13 protein-coding genes and 2 pseudogenes are annotated in these 16,629 nt (G+C 62.4%); 4 read left to right on the top strand and 11 right to left on the bottom strand.

What is annotated here, in order from left to right:
• Positions 1–24: 24 nt before the first annotated feature.
• The 3 genes and pseudogenes from gspF to DYST_RS16410 all read right to left on the bottom strand — a co-directional run.
• Positions 25–1,242: a type II secretion system inner membrane protein GspF gene (gene gspF, locus DYST_RS16420; RefSeq protein ID WP_239946696.1), complete on the bottom strand. Its 1,218-nt coding sequence runs from the start codon at positions 1,240–1,242 to the stop codon at positions 25–27.
• A gap of 30 nt (positions 1,243–1,272) precedes the next feature.
• Entirely contained in the window at positions 1,273–3,006 is a 1,734-nt protein-coding gene (gene gspE, locus DYST_RS16415; RefSeq protein WP_239946695.1) for a type II secretion system ATPase GspE, read from the bottom strand.
• A 641-nt stretch (positions 3,007–3,647) separates the two neighbouring features.
• A pseudogene (locus tag DYST_RS16410) lies at positions 3,648–3,830 on the bottom strand (IS3 family transposase); the annotation flags it as partial.
• Positions 3,831–4,221: 391 nt separating this feature from the next.
• Here DYST_RS16410 and DYST_RS16405 point away from each other — a divergent pair.
• Complete coding sequence (locus DYST_RS16405; RefSeq protein WP_239946694.1) at positions 4,222–5,016, top strand: TatD family hydrolase; 795 nt, start codon at positions 4,222–4,224, stop codon at positions 5,014–5,016.
• Positions 5,017–5,066: 50 nt separating this feature from the next.
• Here the strand turns inward: DYST_RS16405 and DYST_RS16400 are convergent, their stop codons facing one another.
• The 4 genes from DYST_RS16400 to DYST_RS16385 all read right to left on the bottom strand — a co-directional run bounded on the left by DYST_RS16400 (position 5,067) and on the right by DYST_RS16385 (position 8,384).
• Complete coding sequence (locus tag DYST_RS16400; RefSeq protein ID WP_239946693.1) at positions 5,067–5,639, bottom strand: OmpA/MotB family protein; 573 nt, start codon at positions 5,637–5,639, stop codon at positions 5,067–5,069.
• Between the two features lie 145 nt (positions 5,640–5,784).
• Complete coding sequence (locus tag DYST_RS16395) at positions 5,785–6,318, bottom strand: pseudouridine synthase (RefSeq protein WP_239946692.1); 534 nt, start codon at positions 6,316–6,318, stop codon at positions 5,785–5,787.
• Between the two features lie 45 nt (positions 6,319–6,363).
• On the bottom strand, positions 6,364–7,260 hold the full coding sequence (locus DYST_RS16390; protein ID WP_239946690.1) for a class I SAM-dependent methyltransferase: 897 nt from the start codon (positions 7,258–7,260) through the stop codon (positions 6,364–6,366).
• Positions 7,261–7,466: 206 nt separating this feature from the next.
• Positions 7,467–8,384: a LysR substrate-binding domain-containing protein gene (locus tag DYST_RS16385; protein WP_239946688.1), complete on the bottom strand. Its 918-nt coding sequence runs from the start codon at positions 8,382–8,384 to the stop codon at positions 7,467–7,469.
• 105 nt (positions 8,385–8,489) lie between these two features.
• On the opposite strand from DYST_RS16385, the gene DYST_RS16380 reads away from it, so the two are divergent.
• Entirely contained in the window at positions 8,490–8,681 is a 192-nt protein-coding gene (locus DYST_RS16380) for a hypothetical protein (protein ID WP_102303109.1), read from the top strand.
• A gap of 35 nt (positions 8,682–8,716) precedes the next feature.
• Here DYST_RS16380 and DYST_RS16375 read toward each other — a convergent pair whose 3' ends face one another.
• Complete coding sequence (locus DYST_RS16375) at positions 8,717–10,933, bottom strand: beta-glucosidase family protein (protein WP_239946686.1); 2,217 nt, start codon at positions 10,931–10,933, stop codon at positions 8,717–8,719.
• 121 nt (positions 10,934–11,054) lie between these two features.
• On the opposite strand from DYST_RS16375, the gene DYST_RS16370 reads away from it, so the two are divergent.
• Positions 11,055–11,999, top strand: a complete 945-nt coding sequence (locus DYST_RS16370; RefSeq protein ID WP_239946684.1) for an aldo/keto reductase — start codon at positions 11,055–11,057, stop codon at positions 11,997–11,999.
• Positions 12,000–12,037: 38 nt separating this feature from the next.
• Here the strand turns inward: DYST_RS16370 and DYST_RS24050 are convergent, their stop codons facing one another.
• Entirely contained in the window at positions 12,038–12,493 is a 456-nt protein-coding gene (locus DYST_RS24050; RefSeq protein ID WP_275666853.1) for a TraB/GumN family protein, read from the bottom strand.
• A gap of 109 nt (positions 12,494–12,602) precedes the next feature.
• Positions 12,603–12,908, bottom strand: a pseudogene (locus DYST_RS24045) (TraB/GumN family protein); the annotation flags it as partial.
• Positions 12,909–13,312: 404 nt separating this feature from the next.
• Between DYST_RS24045 and DYST_RS16360 the strand changes: the two are divergent.
• On the top strand, positions 13,313–14,287 hold the full coding sequence (locus tag DYST_RS16360; RefSeq protein ID WP_239946682.1) for a hypothetical protein: 975 nt from the start codon (positions 13,313–13,315) through the stop codon (positions 14,285–14,287).
• 94 nt (positions 14,288–14,381) lie between these two features.
• On the opposite strand, the gene DYST_RS16355 is transcribed toward DYST_RS16360, so the two are convergent.
• Complete coding sequence (locus DYST_RS16355; RefSeq protein WP_102303114.1) at positions 14,382–16,610, bottom strand: NADP-dependent isocitrate dehydrogenase; 2,229 nt, start codon at positions 16,608–16,610, stop codon at positions 14,382–14,384.
• Between the last annotated feature and the right edge of the window lie 19 nt (positions 16,611–16,629).

Raw genomic sequence — 16,629 nt, 5'->3', positions numbered from 1 at the left:
GGTACCTCGTCGTCGTTCGATGGGTTACTGAATGTGGCTGGTGAGGTCGAGCATGGGCAGCAGGATCGCGGCCATGATGATCGCCACCAGCACCGTCATCACGATGGTGAGCGCGGGCACCAACGCCGCCAGCAGGCGGTCGATGGCGCGGCGGCTTTCCAGCTCGAAAGTGTCGGCCACCTTGAGCAGCATGGTGTCGAGCTGGCCGGCTTCTTCGCCCACCTGCACCATCTGCAGGGCCAGCCGCGGGAAGCGCTGGGATTGGTCCAGCGCGAAGGACAGCCCGGCGCCTTCCTTGACCTGCTCGGAGGCCTGCGCCAATGCTTGGTCCAGCGCTTTGTTGGCGGTGACCTGACGCGCGATGCTGAGCGAGGTGAGCAAGGGCACGCCGTTCTTGAGCAAGGTGCCGAGCGTGCGCGCGATGCGCGCGGTCTGCACTTTCAATAGCAGCGGGCCGACCAGACGCATGGTCAGCAGGCGGCCGTGCCAGGCCAACAGGGCCGCCGGATCGCGCAGGCGCGCACGCGCGATAGCCACGCCCATCACGATCAGCAGGGCGATGGCCCACCACCAGGTCTGCAAGGTGCCACCCACCGCCAGCACGATCTGGGTGATCAGCGGGATCGGCACCTGCATGTCTTCGAAGATCGGCACGAACTGGGGCACCACGTAGGCCAGCAGCAGCAGCAGTGAACCGAGTACACCGACCATCAGGAAGGCGGGGTAGATCAGCGCGTTGATGATGCTGCCGCGCAGTTGCTGGGAGCGCTCCAGGTAATCGGCGAGGCGCCGCAGGGTGTCTTCCAGCGAACCGCCGGCTTCGCCGGCGCGCACCAGGCTGATGTAGAGCTTGGGGAACACGTTGTGCTCGTCGTCCAGTGCTTGCGACAAGGGCGTGCCGCCGCGCACGCGATCACGCACGCGCTCGATCAGTTGTTTGGCGCTGGCGCCTTCGGGCAGGTCTATCAGGATGCCCAGCGCGCGATCCAGCGGCTGGCCAGCGCCGAGCAAGGTCGCCAATTGGTGGGTGAACTGGGCGAGCTGGTCGCCGGTGAACGGGCCGCGCTTGAACCAGCCGGCGATGCCGCTGCCACCGGCATCGCTGTCGGCGGCGCGCGCATCGAGCGGCGTGTGGCCTTGGTCCTGCAAGCGGCTGACCACTTCCTCGACGCTGGCCGCTTCCATCTGGCCTTGCAAGACGTCGCCGGTGGCGCTGACAGCGCGGTAGCGGAATTGGCTCATGGCCGCACCTGCGCCACGCGCATCCGCGCATCAACTTTCTTGCGTAACACGCAACACCTCCTCCAGGGTGGTGACGCCCGCGACCGCCTTGGCGATGCCATCCTCGTACATGGTGCGCATGCCTTCGCTGCGCGCGACGCGCTCGATCTCGCCGGCATCGGCACGCTGCATCACCATGCGGCGCAGCGGATCGGTCATCACCAGGAATTCCATGATGGCGCGACGGCCGCGGTAGCCGCTGGGGTTGGCCGCGCTGCTGCCGGGTTTCCACAGGCGGATCGGGCGCTCGTCGGTGTATTTGTGCAGCTCGAACTGCTCGATCACTTCGGGCAGGGCTTCATACGGGGTCGCCGTTTCCGGATCGAGGCGGCGCACCAGGCGCTGCGCGAGGATGCCGTTGACGGTGGAGCCCAACAGGTAATCTTCCACGCCCATGTCGAGCAGGCGGGTGATGCCGCCGGCGGCGCTGTTGGTGTGCAAGGTGGACAGCACCAAGTGACCGGTGAGCGCGGACTGGATGGCGATGCGGCAGGTTTCCAGGTCGCGCATTTCGCCGATCATGATCACGTCCGGATCCTGGCGCACGATGGAGCGCAGGGCGCCGGCAAAATCCAGCCCGATCTGCGGTTTGACCTGGATCTGGTTGATCCCTTCGATCTGGTATTCGACCGGGTCTTCGACGGTGATGATCTTGACGTCGGGCGTGTTGATCTGGGACAGCGCGGTGTACAGCGTGGTGGTCTTACCGGAACCGGTGGGGCCAGTGACCAACAGAATGCCGTGGGGGCGGTCCAGTACGTCGACGAAGCGTTGCTGGAAGTTATCGGTGAAGCCTAAGGAGGCGAAGTCGAACACCACCGATTCGCGGTCGAGGATACGCATCACCACCGATTCGCCAAAGCTGGTCGGCACGGTGGACACGCGCAGGTCCAGTTCCTTGCCTTGCACACGCAACTGGATGCGGCCGTCCTGCGGCAGGCGGCGCTCGGCGATGTTGAGCTTGGCCATGATCTTGACGCGGGAGATCACCGCGGCGGTGGAGCTGGAGGGCGGCGCTTCGACTTCGTGCAGTACGCCGTCGATGCGGTAGCGCACTTTGAGGCGGTTTTCGAACGGCTCGATGTGCACGTCGGAGGCGCGCTGTTCGACGGCGCGCTGCAAGATGAGATTGACCAGGCGGATCACCGGCGCTTCGGAGGCGAGGTCGCGCAGATGCTCGACGTCGTCTTCTACCGCGGCGCTGCCGTCGAGGTTTTCCACGATGGTGCCCATGGCGGAACGGCCCGAGCCGTAGTAGCGCTCGATCAGGCCCTCGATTTCCGAGCGCAAACCGATGCGCAGCGCGACCGGGCGGCCGGCGGCCAGTTGCATCGCTTGCAGTGGGTAGGGGTCGGCCGGGTCCGAGACGACCAGCGCCACGCCGTCCTCACCCACGCGCACCGGCACCACGTGCTGTTGCTTCAGGAAGCGCACGGAGACGTCGAGCTCCGCCGGCGGCATGTCCGGCGCATCGCGCGCGGCCAACAGCGGCGTATCCAGCAACTCCGACCACGCTTCGGCCAGGTCGCGCTCGGACACCAGGCCCAGCCGCGCCATCAAACCCGTCAGCGTGCCGTCGGGGGATTCTTCATGCAGGCGGCGAGCGCGTGCTAGGTCTGTATCTTTCAGCCGACCACGGGAGACCAGCAGCGCACAAACCGCCACCTCGCGGCTTTCCGTCGCCGCACCCTCCACATTGGCCGCCGGCTTGGCGACTGCCGACATGCTTCACCCCGTTTCCAATGGTTCGACTGCTTAGGTACCGCCCCCAAACAGCACCGAAGAAGCATTGTTAACACACCCGCCAGCGAATGCGCGAGCACGGTTTCTCACCTTGGTCACTCATATGCGACCGCGTTCTCGCGCCAGCGTTCCGTACCCCGAGGGTAAAGATGCGTTGTGGCCGTCACTTGCTGATCCCAAAGGGCCGAAAAAGGAGAATGGGGCCCGTACGCGATATTTTGCGGAGGGCTTGGACGGCGTACCCGCCCGACCTGATTCGAGCCCCCGAAGGATCAGAAGCTCAGCCTGCTCCAGCCAGGTACCCCTTAGGTTGACCGCCGCCGGCCCTTTCAAGATGAAAGGGCGAGGTCACCACCCTGACACAGGGATGGGATAGATCACCCCCGGCATATCAGGTGTTAGTGCTTATGGGCTCAAGCCATCGGCTTACCCCGACAAGCGGGAACCGGTACGCCTGTCGAAGAGCCGTGGTAGCCGTCATATGCATTCAGCCATGTCGAGCTCTTGGCCGACACAGCGACAGATGACGACGGAGCCTCTCACAAAAGCGCGCTTGGTCTGGAATCAACCAGCCAAACAGGAAAAGGCGACTCTGAGATGGCCCGGTTTTTCGGACACGGCAATTAAGCACCCGTCGCCTCGCCATCCACAACCAGAGGCGTACGGTAGCCGAGCGTTTGATGCAGCCGCTTGCGGTTATAGAAGCCCTCGATGTACTCGACGATCGCCGCCCTGGCTGCCTCATGGGTGGCGAAGATCTTGCCGCGTGTTAGTTCGTTCTTGAGCGTCGATAAGAAGCTTTCGGCACACTTGAAACATGGCATTGGCTTGTTACTCCCCGATGAAGCAATTGGACGGCCATAACGGGCCGGACGCCTTCGCCGTTGCCGGCTTCACCCACGTAACTCCCCAGTACTGGCGGGTGATCGAACAAATGACGAAGATGTCTTGACTATCGGCGCATGGATATGAATACAACAATGGCCATATGGCCATCCAAACAGCGGCTTTTTTCCTACTACTTGAGTAGGCGCCGTCCGATACTGTCGCGCATGGTTTAAGCAAACCGCCTCGCATTCAACCCATCTCGCATCGGAGGACATCAAACAGCGCGGAGGTATCATCTTGAAAATTAGCACTTGCGTAAGCGAAGAACTCTGGAAAAATAGGATTCTTCTCTGTACACACGGCGACACCATGCAACTCATCGACATCGGCGCAAACCTTACCCATGAGTCGTTCCACCACGACTTCGATGCGGTGTTGCAGCGTGCAAAGGATCATGGCGTGGCTCAGCTCGTGGTGACGGGCGCGTCGCGGGATGGCAGCACGCATGCATATGCGCTCGCCCAGTCGCATCCGGGCTTGCTCTATGCAACCGCCGGCGTTCACCCGCACCATGCCATTGAGTACGACGACGCTACGGATACGCTCCTGCGCGAGCTGGCGATGCATCCGGAGGTGCGTGCCGTGGGTGAAACGGGCCTGGACTACAACCGCAATTACTCGCCACGCGATGTGCAGCTCGCCGTGTTCGAGCGACAGCTTCAGATTGCGGTGGACGTACAAAAGCCTCTATTCCTGCACCAGCGCGATGCGCACCATGACTTCGTCGCGTTGCTGCGCCGCTATCGCGATAAGGTGCCGGGGGCCGTGGTGCACTGCTTTACCGATACGGGCGAGGCGATGCGCGACTACCTGGAGCTCGATTGCCACATCGGTATCACGGGCTGGATCTGCGACGAGCGTCGCGGCATGCACCTGCGCGAGTTGGTGAAGGATATTCCAGCTAACCGGCTGATGATCGAGACGGACTCACCGTACCTGCTGCCGCGCACCGTCAGGCCGCAACCCTCACACCGGCGCAATGAGCCGATGTACTTGCGGCATATCTGTAACGAAATCGCGCGCGACCGTGATGAGCCTGTGGAAGAGACCGCCGCGCACAGCACGGCGACTGCGCGTGCATTCTTTGGGCTGTCGCCGGCCTGAAAAGCAAAGGCCCCGCCGTAGCGGGGCCTTATTGCGTAGATCAGAGCGGTTTATTGCAATGGCACGTTGGTGATGACTAGCTCTACACGGCGATTCTTGGCGCGACCTTCCGGGGTGTCGTTACTAGCCACGGGATGCCGTTCGCCATAGCCCTGCGCGGACATGATGCGATCCGATACGCCCTTCTTCGCCAGGTAACGAACCACCTCGTCTGCGCGGGCAGAGGAGAGTTCGACATTGGAGGGAAAGCGCGCCTTGAGTGCTTCACCAATGGGAACGTTGTCGGTAAAGGCCTCGACGGCCAGACGTTGCTTGCTCAGGGTCTCTAGCGTGGGAGCAATCTTATCCAAGATCTTTTCGCCGTTGGCGTTGAGCGCGTAGCCACCCTCCGCAAACAGAACTTGGTTGACGACGGTGACCCTCAACTCTCCCTTCAGTTGCTTGATGGTGGCGTCATCGCTACCCAGCTTGGCGGAGAGCTGTTTGTTGAGCGCGGTCAACTGGGCATCGTCTGCCTGGTATTGGTTGGACTGCGCCACTTCGTTCTTGTATTTGCTCTCCGAGACGCAACCCGCCGCGACAACAATGGCGCTGGCGAGCACGGCCATCCGTATGATTTTCATGTCTTGCTCCTTCGACTTAGTAACGAACATCCATGGATATCAAAGCGGCTAAGCCTTGGTTTCCATGTGCTCAATTACCTTAGCGACAGCCACCCGATGAGTGGTGCGAATAAGCCTTAGGATTTCAGCGATTTAGCTGTACGCGTTAACCTACAACGCGTACGTCACCCGGCGCGAGACCATCCAGTGCATACGGGCCGATACGCTCGCGGATAAGGCGTAGCGTGGGGAATCCCACGGCCGCCGTCATGCGGCGCACCTGTCGATTGCGGCCTTCGCGCAACGTCAGGCGTAGCCAGCTGGTGGGTATGAGTTTGCGAAAACGCACGGGCGGGTCGCGCGGCCACAGCCAGTCGGGCTCGGCCGCATGCTCTGCCTGCGCAGGTAGCGTCAGCCCATCGTTAAGCATGACGCCACGACGAAGGGCATCGATGGCCTCGTCGGTGATCTGGTCGTCCACCTGCACCAAGTAGGTCTTCGGTTCTTTGTGCCGAGGATCAGTGAGCTTGTGCGCCAGGCGACCGTCGTCGGTCAGCAGGAGCAGACCTTCACTGTCGTGATCGAGGCGACCCGCCGGATAGACGTCTTTTTGCTTGACGAACGCAGCTAGCGTGGGGCGGCCATCCGCATCACTGAACTGGCAGAGAACGCCATAAGGTTTGTTGAGCACAATAAGCATGCAACATCCACGGCAGCCCGTTGCGGACCGCCGCTCTCCATGTATTTAGTGCGTCGGCGCCGAGGATGCAGAGGCATCCGGCTTGACGAAGCGAAGTGTCATGCGATCGGATTCACCGATGGCGAGGTACTTGGCGCGATCCTGATCGCCGAGCGTTAACGTGGGCGGCAATGTCCACACGCCCTTGGGATAGTCCTTGGTGTCCTTGGGGTTCGCGTTGATCTCGCTCGAACCCTGCAACTGGAAACCCGCATCGGTAGCAAGCTTGATCACCACGTTGGTGGGCAAGTAGCCGCTCTCCTTTACCGCATTCAGGCTTGCGTTGTCGGCAGCGCGATGCTCTTCCACACCAAGCACACCACCAGGACGCAACACGGCAAAGAACGCCTTGAACATGGCGGGTGCCGTATCGGCTTCGACCCAGTTATGTACGTTGCGGAAGGTCAGCACCATGTCGGCGGAAGCAGGGGCACCGAATGAAGGCGCCTTGGGATCGAATTCTTCGATCTGGGCCTTACCGTAATGCGCGGGGTCGGCGGTGAACTTCCCCTTCAACCCGCTGAGGTCACGGCTAGCCTCACCGTCGACGGCGGGCTTGGGGGTGGCGGCAATGTAGTGCCCGTTGTCGTGCAGCAGCGGCGCAAGGATTTCCGTGTACCAGCCGCCACCCGGGGTGATTTCGACAACGGTGAGATCCGGGCGAACGCCGAAGAATTGCAGTGTTGCCTTGGGGTGGCGATATACGTCGCGTGCCTTGTGGTCCGGCGAACGCCAGTCACCCGCAACCACCTGATCGAGCTGGGACGCCGTGAAATCACTGGCGCTGGTGGGTGGCACCAGTGCGGCGGGCTGATCCTGCACCTGCGCGCTGGCTGGCGCGGAATGACCACTGCAGGCCGCCAGCAGCACGGCTGCCAGCCCCAGGAAAACACGGCTGTTCATCGAAAACCCCTAGCGAAAATCACGAAACAACACGCACAGCATAACGGGCGCAGCTTGCCGACCACTATGTATACAAACGGTGGATGGACGAAGGATAACCGTTGCCATCCGGTCTAGTGGAGCATGAAAAGCTGGAGACGGTCTTTCACGTGAGTGCGATCACGTACTGCGAGAGGCCAATGCTCCTGTGATGAGGCCTGGCGCTCTTACAAGGCATGGTCGCCATTGTTGCCGGTGGCGTACGACATGGCCTCGGCGTACTTGCCGGCTTCGCACAGCAGCCACTCGCGGAACGTGCGCAGGCCTGCGTGATCCTTCGCATGCTCGGGGTACACCAGGAAATACGCTTCGGGGATTTGCTGATAGCGGTTGCCCAGCACCTTGAGCAGGCCGGCCTCGATCAGCGGGCGCGCCATGACCATGCGCCCCAGTGCCACGCCCATGCCTTCCAACGCACCGCGTTGCAGGGCATCGGTGTTGTCGAAGTGAGCCACGTACCGGGGCGGCAACTCGCCGGTGCTTTGCGCAAACCAGTCGCGCCAGCGGTCACCGGGATCGCCAAGCAGTGGCCAACGACCGAGATCGTTAGGGTCCACTTCGCTCATGCGTTCCAGCAAGGCGGGTGATGCCACCGGTGCGATCCACTCGCCGAACAGGCGCTCGGTGATCAATCCCGGCCATGGGCCGCGACCATAGCGTACGGCGGCATCCACGGGCTCGCGCTCGAAGTTGACCAGTTCCACGCTGGACTGCAGGTTGAGTTGCAGCTCTGGGTGAGCTGCCACCAATCGCGCCAGGCGCGGCACTAGCCAGCTGGACATGACGCCGGGAATGGCGCTCAACGTCAGCACGTCGTCGCGGCGACAACGAAAGCCCGCCATGGCGCGATCGATGCCATCGAAGTGGTGCCCCACCGCTTCCAGCAAGCGGCGCCCTTCAACGGTGAGCTGCACGCCGCGCGGGCCGCGCTCGAACAACTTGCGCTCCAGCCGCTGCTCCAACTGCCGCACCTGATGGCTGAGCGCGCTCACCGTGAGGTTGGCCTGTTCGGCAGCGCGCGACAGGTTGCCGAGCCGGGCCACCTGGACAAACTGTTGGAGAAGATCCAGCGAGACGCGCGCCATCTTGAATATCCCTCAAGGCTGGCTTGCGAATATATCGCTTTTTCGCCATCCGTGATGGCTCTAACTTGAGCGAACGCTCAAACAATGGCACGACGGGAGGATGTCATGAGCTCGCTCTTTACGAACCTGCTGTTCTTGCATGGCCACATTACGGACCCGGAACTGGCCCGTCGGCTGGCAGATACGCCGACACCCAAGCCACGCCCCACTGGCAAGCGCGAACGCACGCCCAATGTGACGGCCACGGCTCGCAAGGGTCTGGCACCGCCCAAGCTCGCCCACGACGGTTGCGGCTGACAGGAGGCGCCGGCCTCAACAGCCGGCGCCTTGCGTTAGAGCTTTCCGGTGGTGAGCTGCACATTGACGGCGGTGCCGACGGCGTCCGAGGAAGAACCTTCGGCAACGCTGTAGTCACCACCTCGTACCACCCAACCATGCTTCGCAACATCGAAGTCGGCCAACAGGCGCGGCTCCAGCGGAATGGTCAACGTGCGGTGTTCACCGGGCTTGAGGAACACCTTTGAATAGCCAGCAAGCCGGGCTGCCTTGGCACCGGGTACGCGCACGTAGACCTGCGCCACCTCGGCACCGGCGTGCGTGCCTGTGTTGGCGACATCGACCGTGGCTTTCAACTGGTAGCCGTTCGCGTCGACCTTTAGCGGGCCGTGGGTGAACTGCGTGTACGACAGGCCGTAGCCAAACGGGAACAGCGGCTTGATGGCCTTGGACTGATACCACCGATAACCCACGTTGGCACCTTCGATGGTGTAGTCCACTGCATCGGGCGGCGTGCCACCGGCCGCTGCGGGAAGATCCTTGCGCGGCAGCTGGGAGAGATCCGCCGGCCAACTCACCGGCAGGCGGCCCGAGGGATTCACCTTGCCGGAAAGCAGGTTCGCGATGGCTTTGCCGCCGTCGCCGCCCGGATACCACGTCTCCAGCACCGCGCCGACCTGATCGAGCCACGGCATGGCCACGGGGTTCCCGTTCTCCAACACCACGATGGTGCGCGGATTGGCCTTGGCCACGGCTTCGACCAGTGCATCCTGGTTGTCGGGCAGCGACATATCCGGTGAATCGAGCGATTCGGTCTGCCACTTCTGCACAAACACCACGGCAACCTGCGACTTCGCGGCCAGCGCAGCGGCAGCCGCTACGTCGTTGCCTTCGGCGAACTGCACGTTAGCCTTGGGCGCCGCATCACGCAGCGCCTTGAGCGGCGCATACGGGTGATACATCACCGGCCCCGGCCACGTCGTGGGCGCGATGCCAGGCACAGCGTTGCCGCCCATCGCAGTGACTACCGAGGAACCACCGCCAGCGAGCACACCCTTGTCGGCATGCGCGCCGATCACGGCAATGGACTGCAGCTTGTTGAGATCCAGCGGCAAGGTGTCGTGTTCGTTACGCAACAGCACGGCGCCCGACTCCAGCGTTTCGCGCGCTACTTTCAGGTTGACCTGCGAATCGATGGGCGCCTTGCCGGCGGGATACTGGAACACGCCCACCGCGAACATGCTGCGCAGAATGCGCTCTACCATGTCGTCGATGCGCGACTGCTTCACCTCGCCCTTGGCCAGCGCCGCGCGCAGCGGCGCGTCGAAGTACAGTTCCTTGTCGAACACTTCACCGGCTGACTCTTGGTCGAGGCCGGCGTTCACTGCTTTCGCCGCGCTGTGCGCACCGCCCCAGTCGGACATCACAAAACCGGGATACTTCCAGTCGCGCTTGAGCACCTGATTCATCAGGTAGTCGTTCTCGCAGGCCCAGTCGCCGTTGACCTTGTTGTACGAGCACATCACCGAACCGGGCTTGCCATGTTCAATGGCCAGCTCGAATGCAAGCAGATCCGACTCCCGCATCGCCTGCTCGCCGATCTGCACGTTGATGGTGTTGCGACCCGTCTCCTGATTATTCAACGCGAAATGCTTGATGGTGGAGATGACGTGCTGGTCCTGGATACCCTTGATGGCTTCGCCGACGAGGGTGCCGGCAAGCAGGGGATCTTCGCCCGCATACTCGAAGTTGCGCCCATTGCGCGGCTCGCGCGTGAGGTTGATGCCGCCGGCAAGCAGCACGTTGAAACCCTTGCTGTGCGCTTCGCTGCCGATCATGGCGCCACCACGATAGGCAACCTTCGGATCCCAGCTTGCTGCCGTCACTGGCCCGGCAGGCAGCGGTGTGGCGTGGTCGCCGGGGCGCATGCGGCTGGAACTGGCTACGCCAAGACCTGCGTCGCTTTCTTCCAGCGCGGGAATACCGAGCCGATCAATTGGCGCGATGTAACCGGCCGAAGCGATCGCCCCTTTAGGAAACGGTTTGTCAGCCGGACGATCCGGCCCAGCGTAATAACTGTGGAGAAGCTGGAACTTCTCGTCCTGCGTGAGTTGTGCGAGCAGCAGCTTCGCGCGCGCATCGGGCGACAGCGTGGTGTCATTCCATGGGCGGGTCAGCGTCTGCGCCGTAGCCATACCGGCGCTCGTGCACAAACCCATCACAATGGCGCCCGTCAAAACCGCACGCCGCAGTGTTGCTGCCTTGCTCTTCATTCGCCTTCCTCCAGTGTCGGCGCGGCTACGCACGGGCCTCACATGGGCGGCGCGTATACTCGCTCAGGTCCCCGAGTATGCACCAACCCCCTATTCCCTACATTGAATGCGGAGCACATCCATGCAACTGCGCCCCCTGGGTCGATCCTCGCTTTCTGTCGCGCCACTCGCCTTTGGCGGCAACGTCTTTGGCTGGAGTGCAGATGAGCAACGCTCGTTCGAACTGCTCGACGCCTTCGTCGACGCGGGCTTCAACCTGATCGACACCGCGGACGTTTATTCGGCTTGGGTGCCGGGCAACCGCGGTGGCGAATCGGAGACGATTATCGGCAAGTGGCTCAAGCGCAGCGGCAAACGCGACAAGGTGGTGATCGCTACCAAGGTGGCGAAGTGGGCCGAGCATCCCGGCTTGTCACCGATGAATATCAACCAGGCGGTGGAAGGCTCGCTCAAGCGCCTGCAAACCGACTACATCGATCTTTACCAATCTCATGAAGACGATGCGACGGTGCCCTTGCACGAAACACTCGGTGCGTTTGGCAAGCTGATCGAGCAAGGCAAGGTGCGCGTGATCGGCGCCTCGAACTACGTCGCCGACCGCTTTGCCGAAGCACTGAAGATTTCCGCCGAATACCACCTGCCTCGCTACGAGACGCTACAGCCGGAATACAACCTGGTCAGCCGCAAGGGTTACGAAAAGGAACTGGAACCGCTGGTCGTCGCGGAGAACGTGAGCGTGATCAACTACTACGCGCTCGCCAGTGGCTTCCTCAGCGGCAAGTACCGCAGCGAAGCCGACTTTGCCAAGAGCGCAGCGCGCGGCGGCGCGGTGCAGAAGTACCTCAACCCGCATGGACTTGGCGTGCTTGCTGCACTGGATAAGGTAGCTGCGGCCCACGGCGCCACGCCCGCGCAGGTTGCGCTGGCATGGCTAATCGCACGTCCCAGCGTTACGGCGCCGATCGCGAGCGCCACAAGCGTTCCGCAGCTCAAGGAGCTGCTGAAGGGTGTGGAGTTGCAATTGAACAAGGAAGAGATTGCAGCGCTGGACCAGGCAAGCGCGTAATCACCCCTAAGGTGCGCCCCAACAAACGGGGCGCAGCTTTACGGTTGCGTTGTGGCCTGACCCTCGGCGTCGCTGCCATCCGGCGCCTCCACTTGATAGCCCTGCGCCTTCAGGCGAGCGATCAACCCCTTCGGCGACAGCACGTCTTCCATCGGCAACATAGCGAAGGTCTGTGTGTTGGTATTGAGCGCCTTATCCGCCTCGGCAACCCACATCGCCTCCGCCTTCTGTCGCACGTCGCTGAAACCCAACTGCTTGGCAAAACCGGCTTCGGTCACCGCCGACAGGCAGGCTTCGCGCTGGTCGTTCATCGGCAGGCTGCGCAGCAAATCGATGTCGCCGGTCGCCCAGGCATTTGCGCGCTCGGTGATGTGCCCCATATCGCGCTCCACGGTGTCGAGCGTGCGGCCAAAGCACTCGCGATCGTCCATCGGCGAGGACTTGAAGGTCTTCACCGCACTGCGCGGCTCTTCCACCAGCATGGTGTAACGCACGGTGTTGAAGTTGATGTTGTGCTTCTTGGCTGAGATTACGCACGGTGTCCTTCACGCCACCGGACGAGGTCAGGCCGTAGCGCTTGATCGCCTTGTCGTACAGCTCCACCGCGGCGAAGATCGGCCGCCAGCTCTCGATACCGTTGTCGTTGCCGATGTATTGCTTCTTCAACACCAGCCAGCGCGCGTAATCGGCAGTTGGCACCATCTGCTGCAGCGTCTGGCCGTCGGGATTCTTGCGCGCGCCCACCAGCGAGGGCAGCAGGAACAGCTTGCCAAAGAAATTGGTCTTGGGCTTGAGCTGGATCGAGGGCGGGCCCAGCACCTCCTGCGAACCGGCAATGGTCTGCTCGATTTCGTCGGTCTTCCACTGGATCTTGTCTGGCAGCGGCGAAAGCGTACCGAGCACCCACATCACGTGGTCGCCCTTGCTCACCCTCCACAGTCCTGGCCCGGGTTGCACGCCACTGACGGTGACCGCATCCAGGTTGACGGCTGCGGACGTCGACGCCGGTGCGGGTGCACCAGACGTCTGAGCGAAAACAGGTGCGCTTGCCGCGAGAACAAGTGCAGCGGCTAACAGCGGTGGACGCATGCGTAGCTCCAGTAACGGGAATGTTCGAGAAATGAATTATCCGACAGGGTCATAACATCAACCTGGGGTGGCCAGATCGGCATTCATGCGCCCCTTAACCTGCCTGGGGCGCCCTGCCTCAGAAAGTGACAGCTGTCAGAGCCAAAAGTTGATAACCGACCCTGCAGCCGGGGTTGCGTCACGTTCAGTCTATGGCCTACCGACCCAGCCATGGATGACCGACGATGAAGACTACCGCGCGAAACGCCTTGATTGTCGCCACCCTCTTCGTGGCCGCTGCCGGGGGGCTGCTTGCCAGCCATGCGCATGCCGATGCCTCGCCGGCACGCCAGCCCGCGGCGCTACAGGCCGATGGACTGTTCTGGGAGACCTTCCAGAGCGGCGACTACGCGAAGATCCAGGCCAGCCTGGAAGCAAGCACCGCCGCTTACCTGCGCAACCCCAACGATGCGGTCACCGCCGCCCACGTGGGCTGGCTGCACATGTGGCGGCTGTCAGAGCGCAGCCGGCTCGATCGAACGCCCGCCAGCATCACCGATGATGCCGTGCTGGCGCGCAAGTATTTCCAAAAGGCTGTGGACTTGGCGCCGGAAGACGCCCGCTTTCGAGGGTTTCTGGCCAGCGCGATGCTGGCCGAGGCACAGATCGACCGCGATACCGCACTGCGCGACCAGGGTGCGGTGATCATGCAGCAAGCCGTCAAAGACTGGCCGGCCTTCAATCTCTTCACCGCGGGTTATGTGGCAAGCAACCAACCGGCTGACAGCGACGGCTTCAAGCGCGCGCTGGACCAGCAGTGGCAGAACCTGGAGGTGTGCGCACACACCACGCTCGACCGTCACGGCGCCAACCTGGATCAACTCTCCAACGTCATGTTCAAAGCGAGCACCGGCTCACGCGATGCACGTGCCTGCCTCAACTCGTCAGTTGCCCCACACAACGAAGAAGGTTTTCTGCTCAACATGGGCGACATGCTCACCAAATCCGGCGACTGGCAGACCGCGCAAAAGGTGTACGCCCTGGCCAAGCGCTCGCCGGACTATGCGAGCTGGCCGTACCGCGACGTGCTGGAGCAGCGCATTCACGATGCGCAGGCCAATGTCGCGGCATTCAACGCGGCACTCGCGCCAGGTCAGAAGCCCGCCACGCCGATGATGCTGTCAAGCAGCTACTCGTGCATGGCCTGTCATCAACACTGAGCAATTCAGGCCGCCTGCCTGACGAAACGGTAGGCACCAGAATGAAAGAAGGCCGCTTTCGCGGCCTTCTTTTGATACACCGATAAACAGGCGATCAGCCCAACGACGACAACGCGTCGTTGAAGGTCTTGCTCGGGCGCATGGCCTGGGTGATGAGGTCCGTGCTCGGGTGGTAGTAGCCCTTGATATCAACCGCCTTGCCCTGCGCACCGTTCAGTTCGCCGACGATCTTGGCTTCGTTCTCAGTGAGCAGTTTCGCGATCGACTCGAACTTCGCCTTGAGCTTGGCGTCGTCGTTCTGCGCGGCAAGTGCCTGCGCCCAGTACATGGCGAGGTAGAAGTGGCTGCCGCGATTGTCGAGCTCACCGACCTTGCGCGCCGGCGACTTGTTGTTGTCGAGGATCTTGCCGTTGGCTTCGTCCAGCGTCTTGGCCAGCACGCGAGCATCGGCGTTGTCGTAGCGGTTGGCGAGATGCTCCAACGATGCGGCAATGGCGAGATACTCGCCCAGCGAATCCCAGCGCAGGTAGTCCTCTTCCAGGAACTGCTGCACGTGCTTGGGCGCCGAACCGCCCGCACCGGTTTCGAACAAGCCACCACCGGCCATCAGCGGCACGATGGAGAGCATCTTCGCGCTGGTACCCAGCTCCATGATCGGGAACAGGTCGGTGAGGTAGTCGCGCAGCACGTTGCCGGTGACCGAGATGGTGTCCTGGCCCTTGCGGATACGCTCCAGCGAGAACGTGGTGGCGTCGACCGGCGAAAGCACACGAATGTCCAAGCCGGACAGATCGTGGTCCTTGAGGTAGCGCTCGACCTTCTTGATCACCTGCGCGTCGTGCGCGCGGTTGATATCGAGCCAGAACACAGCCGGCGTGTTGGACAGGCGAGCACGCGTGACGGCGAGCTTCACCCAATCCTGGATCGGCGCGTCCTTGGTCTGGCACATGCGCCAGATGTCGCCGGTTTCCACCGGCTGCTCCAGCAGCACCTTGCCGGACTCGTCGATGACTTTGACCACGCCGTCGCCAGCGATCTGGAAGGTCTTGTCGTGCGAGCCGTACTCTTCGGCGGCCTGCGCCATCAGGCCTACGTTGGGCACGCTACCCATGGTCGCCGGATCGAACGCGCCATGTGCTTTGCAGTCTTCGATGACGGCCTGGTACACGCCCGCGTAGCTGCGATCGGGGATCACCGCCTTGGTGTCCTCGAGCTTGCCTTCAGCGTTCCACATCTTGCCGGAGTCGCGGATCATCGCCGGCATGGACGCGTCGATGATGACGTCGCTCGGCACGTGCAGGTTGGTGATGCCCTTGTCGGAATTGACCATGGCCAGCGCCGGGCGCTTGGCGTACTCCGCCGAGATATCGGCGAGGATTGCATCCTGCGTGGCCTGCGGCAGCTGGCCGAGGCGCGCATAGAGGTCACCGATGCCGTTGTTCGGCTCAAAGCCCACGCTCTTGAGTGCGTCGGCGTGCTTGGTCAGCACGTCCTTGTAGAACTCGTTGACCGCGAAACCAAACATGATGGGGTCGGAGACCTTCATCATGGTGGCCTTCAGATGCAGCGAGAACAGGATGCCCTGACTCTTCGCCTCAGCGATCTGCGCGTCGATAAAGCTGGTCAGCGCTTTCTTGCTCATCACGGCGGCGTCGATGATCTCGCCGTCCTTCAGCGCGGTCTTTTCCTTCAGCACCTTGCTGGTGCCGTCCTTGCCGAACCACTCGATCTTCACGGTGGTGGCCTTGTCGACCACGGTGGACTTCTCGCTACCGTAGAAGTCGCCGCCGTCCATGTGGGCGACGTGCGTCCGCGAATCCTTGGACCACGCGCCCATCTTGTGCGGGTGCTTGCGTGCGTAGTTCTTCACCGAGAGCGGTGCGCGGCGGTCAGAGTTGCCCTCGCGCAGCACGGGGTTCACGGCGCTGCCCTTGACCTTATCGTAGCGCGCCTTGACGTTCCACTCGCTGACGTCCTTCGGGTCTTCCGGGTAGTCCGGCAGCGCGTAACCCTGCGACTGCAGTTCCTTGATCGCGCTCTTGAGCTGCGGCATCGATGCACTGATGTTGGGGAGCTTGATGATGTTGGCATCCGGCGTGGTCGCCAACTGGCCAAGTTCCGTCAAGTCGTCGGCGATCTTCTGGTTGTCCGGCAGGATGTCTGGGAACTGGGCAATGATGCGACCGGCCAGCGAGATGTCGCGCGTCTCGACAGCGATACCAGCGGTGCTGGTGAACGCCTTGATGATGGGCAGCAGCGAATGCGTGGCGAGGTACGGCGCTTCGTCCGTAAGCGTGTAAATGATCTTCGGCGTGTTCGACATTGTCTGCTATGACCTCGCT

Origin of the sequence: Dyella terrae (assembly GCF_022394535.1) — a bacterium.
Taxonomy (GTDB): domain Bacteria; phylum Pseudomonadota; class Gammaproteobacteria; order Xanthomonadales; family Rhodanobacteraceae; genus Dyella.
This window is presented reverse-complemented; position numbering and strand designations above follow the sequence as displayed.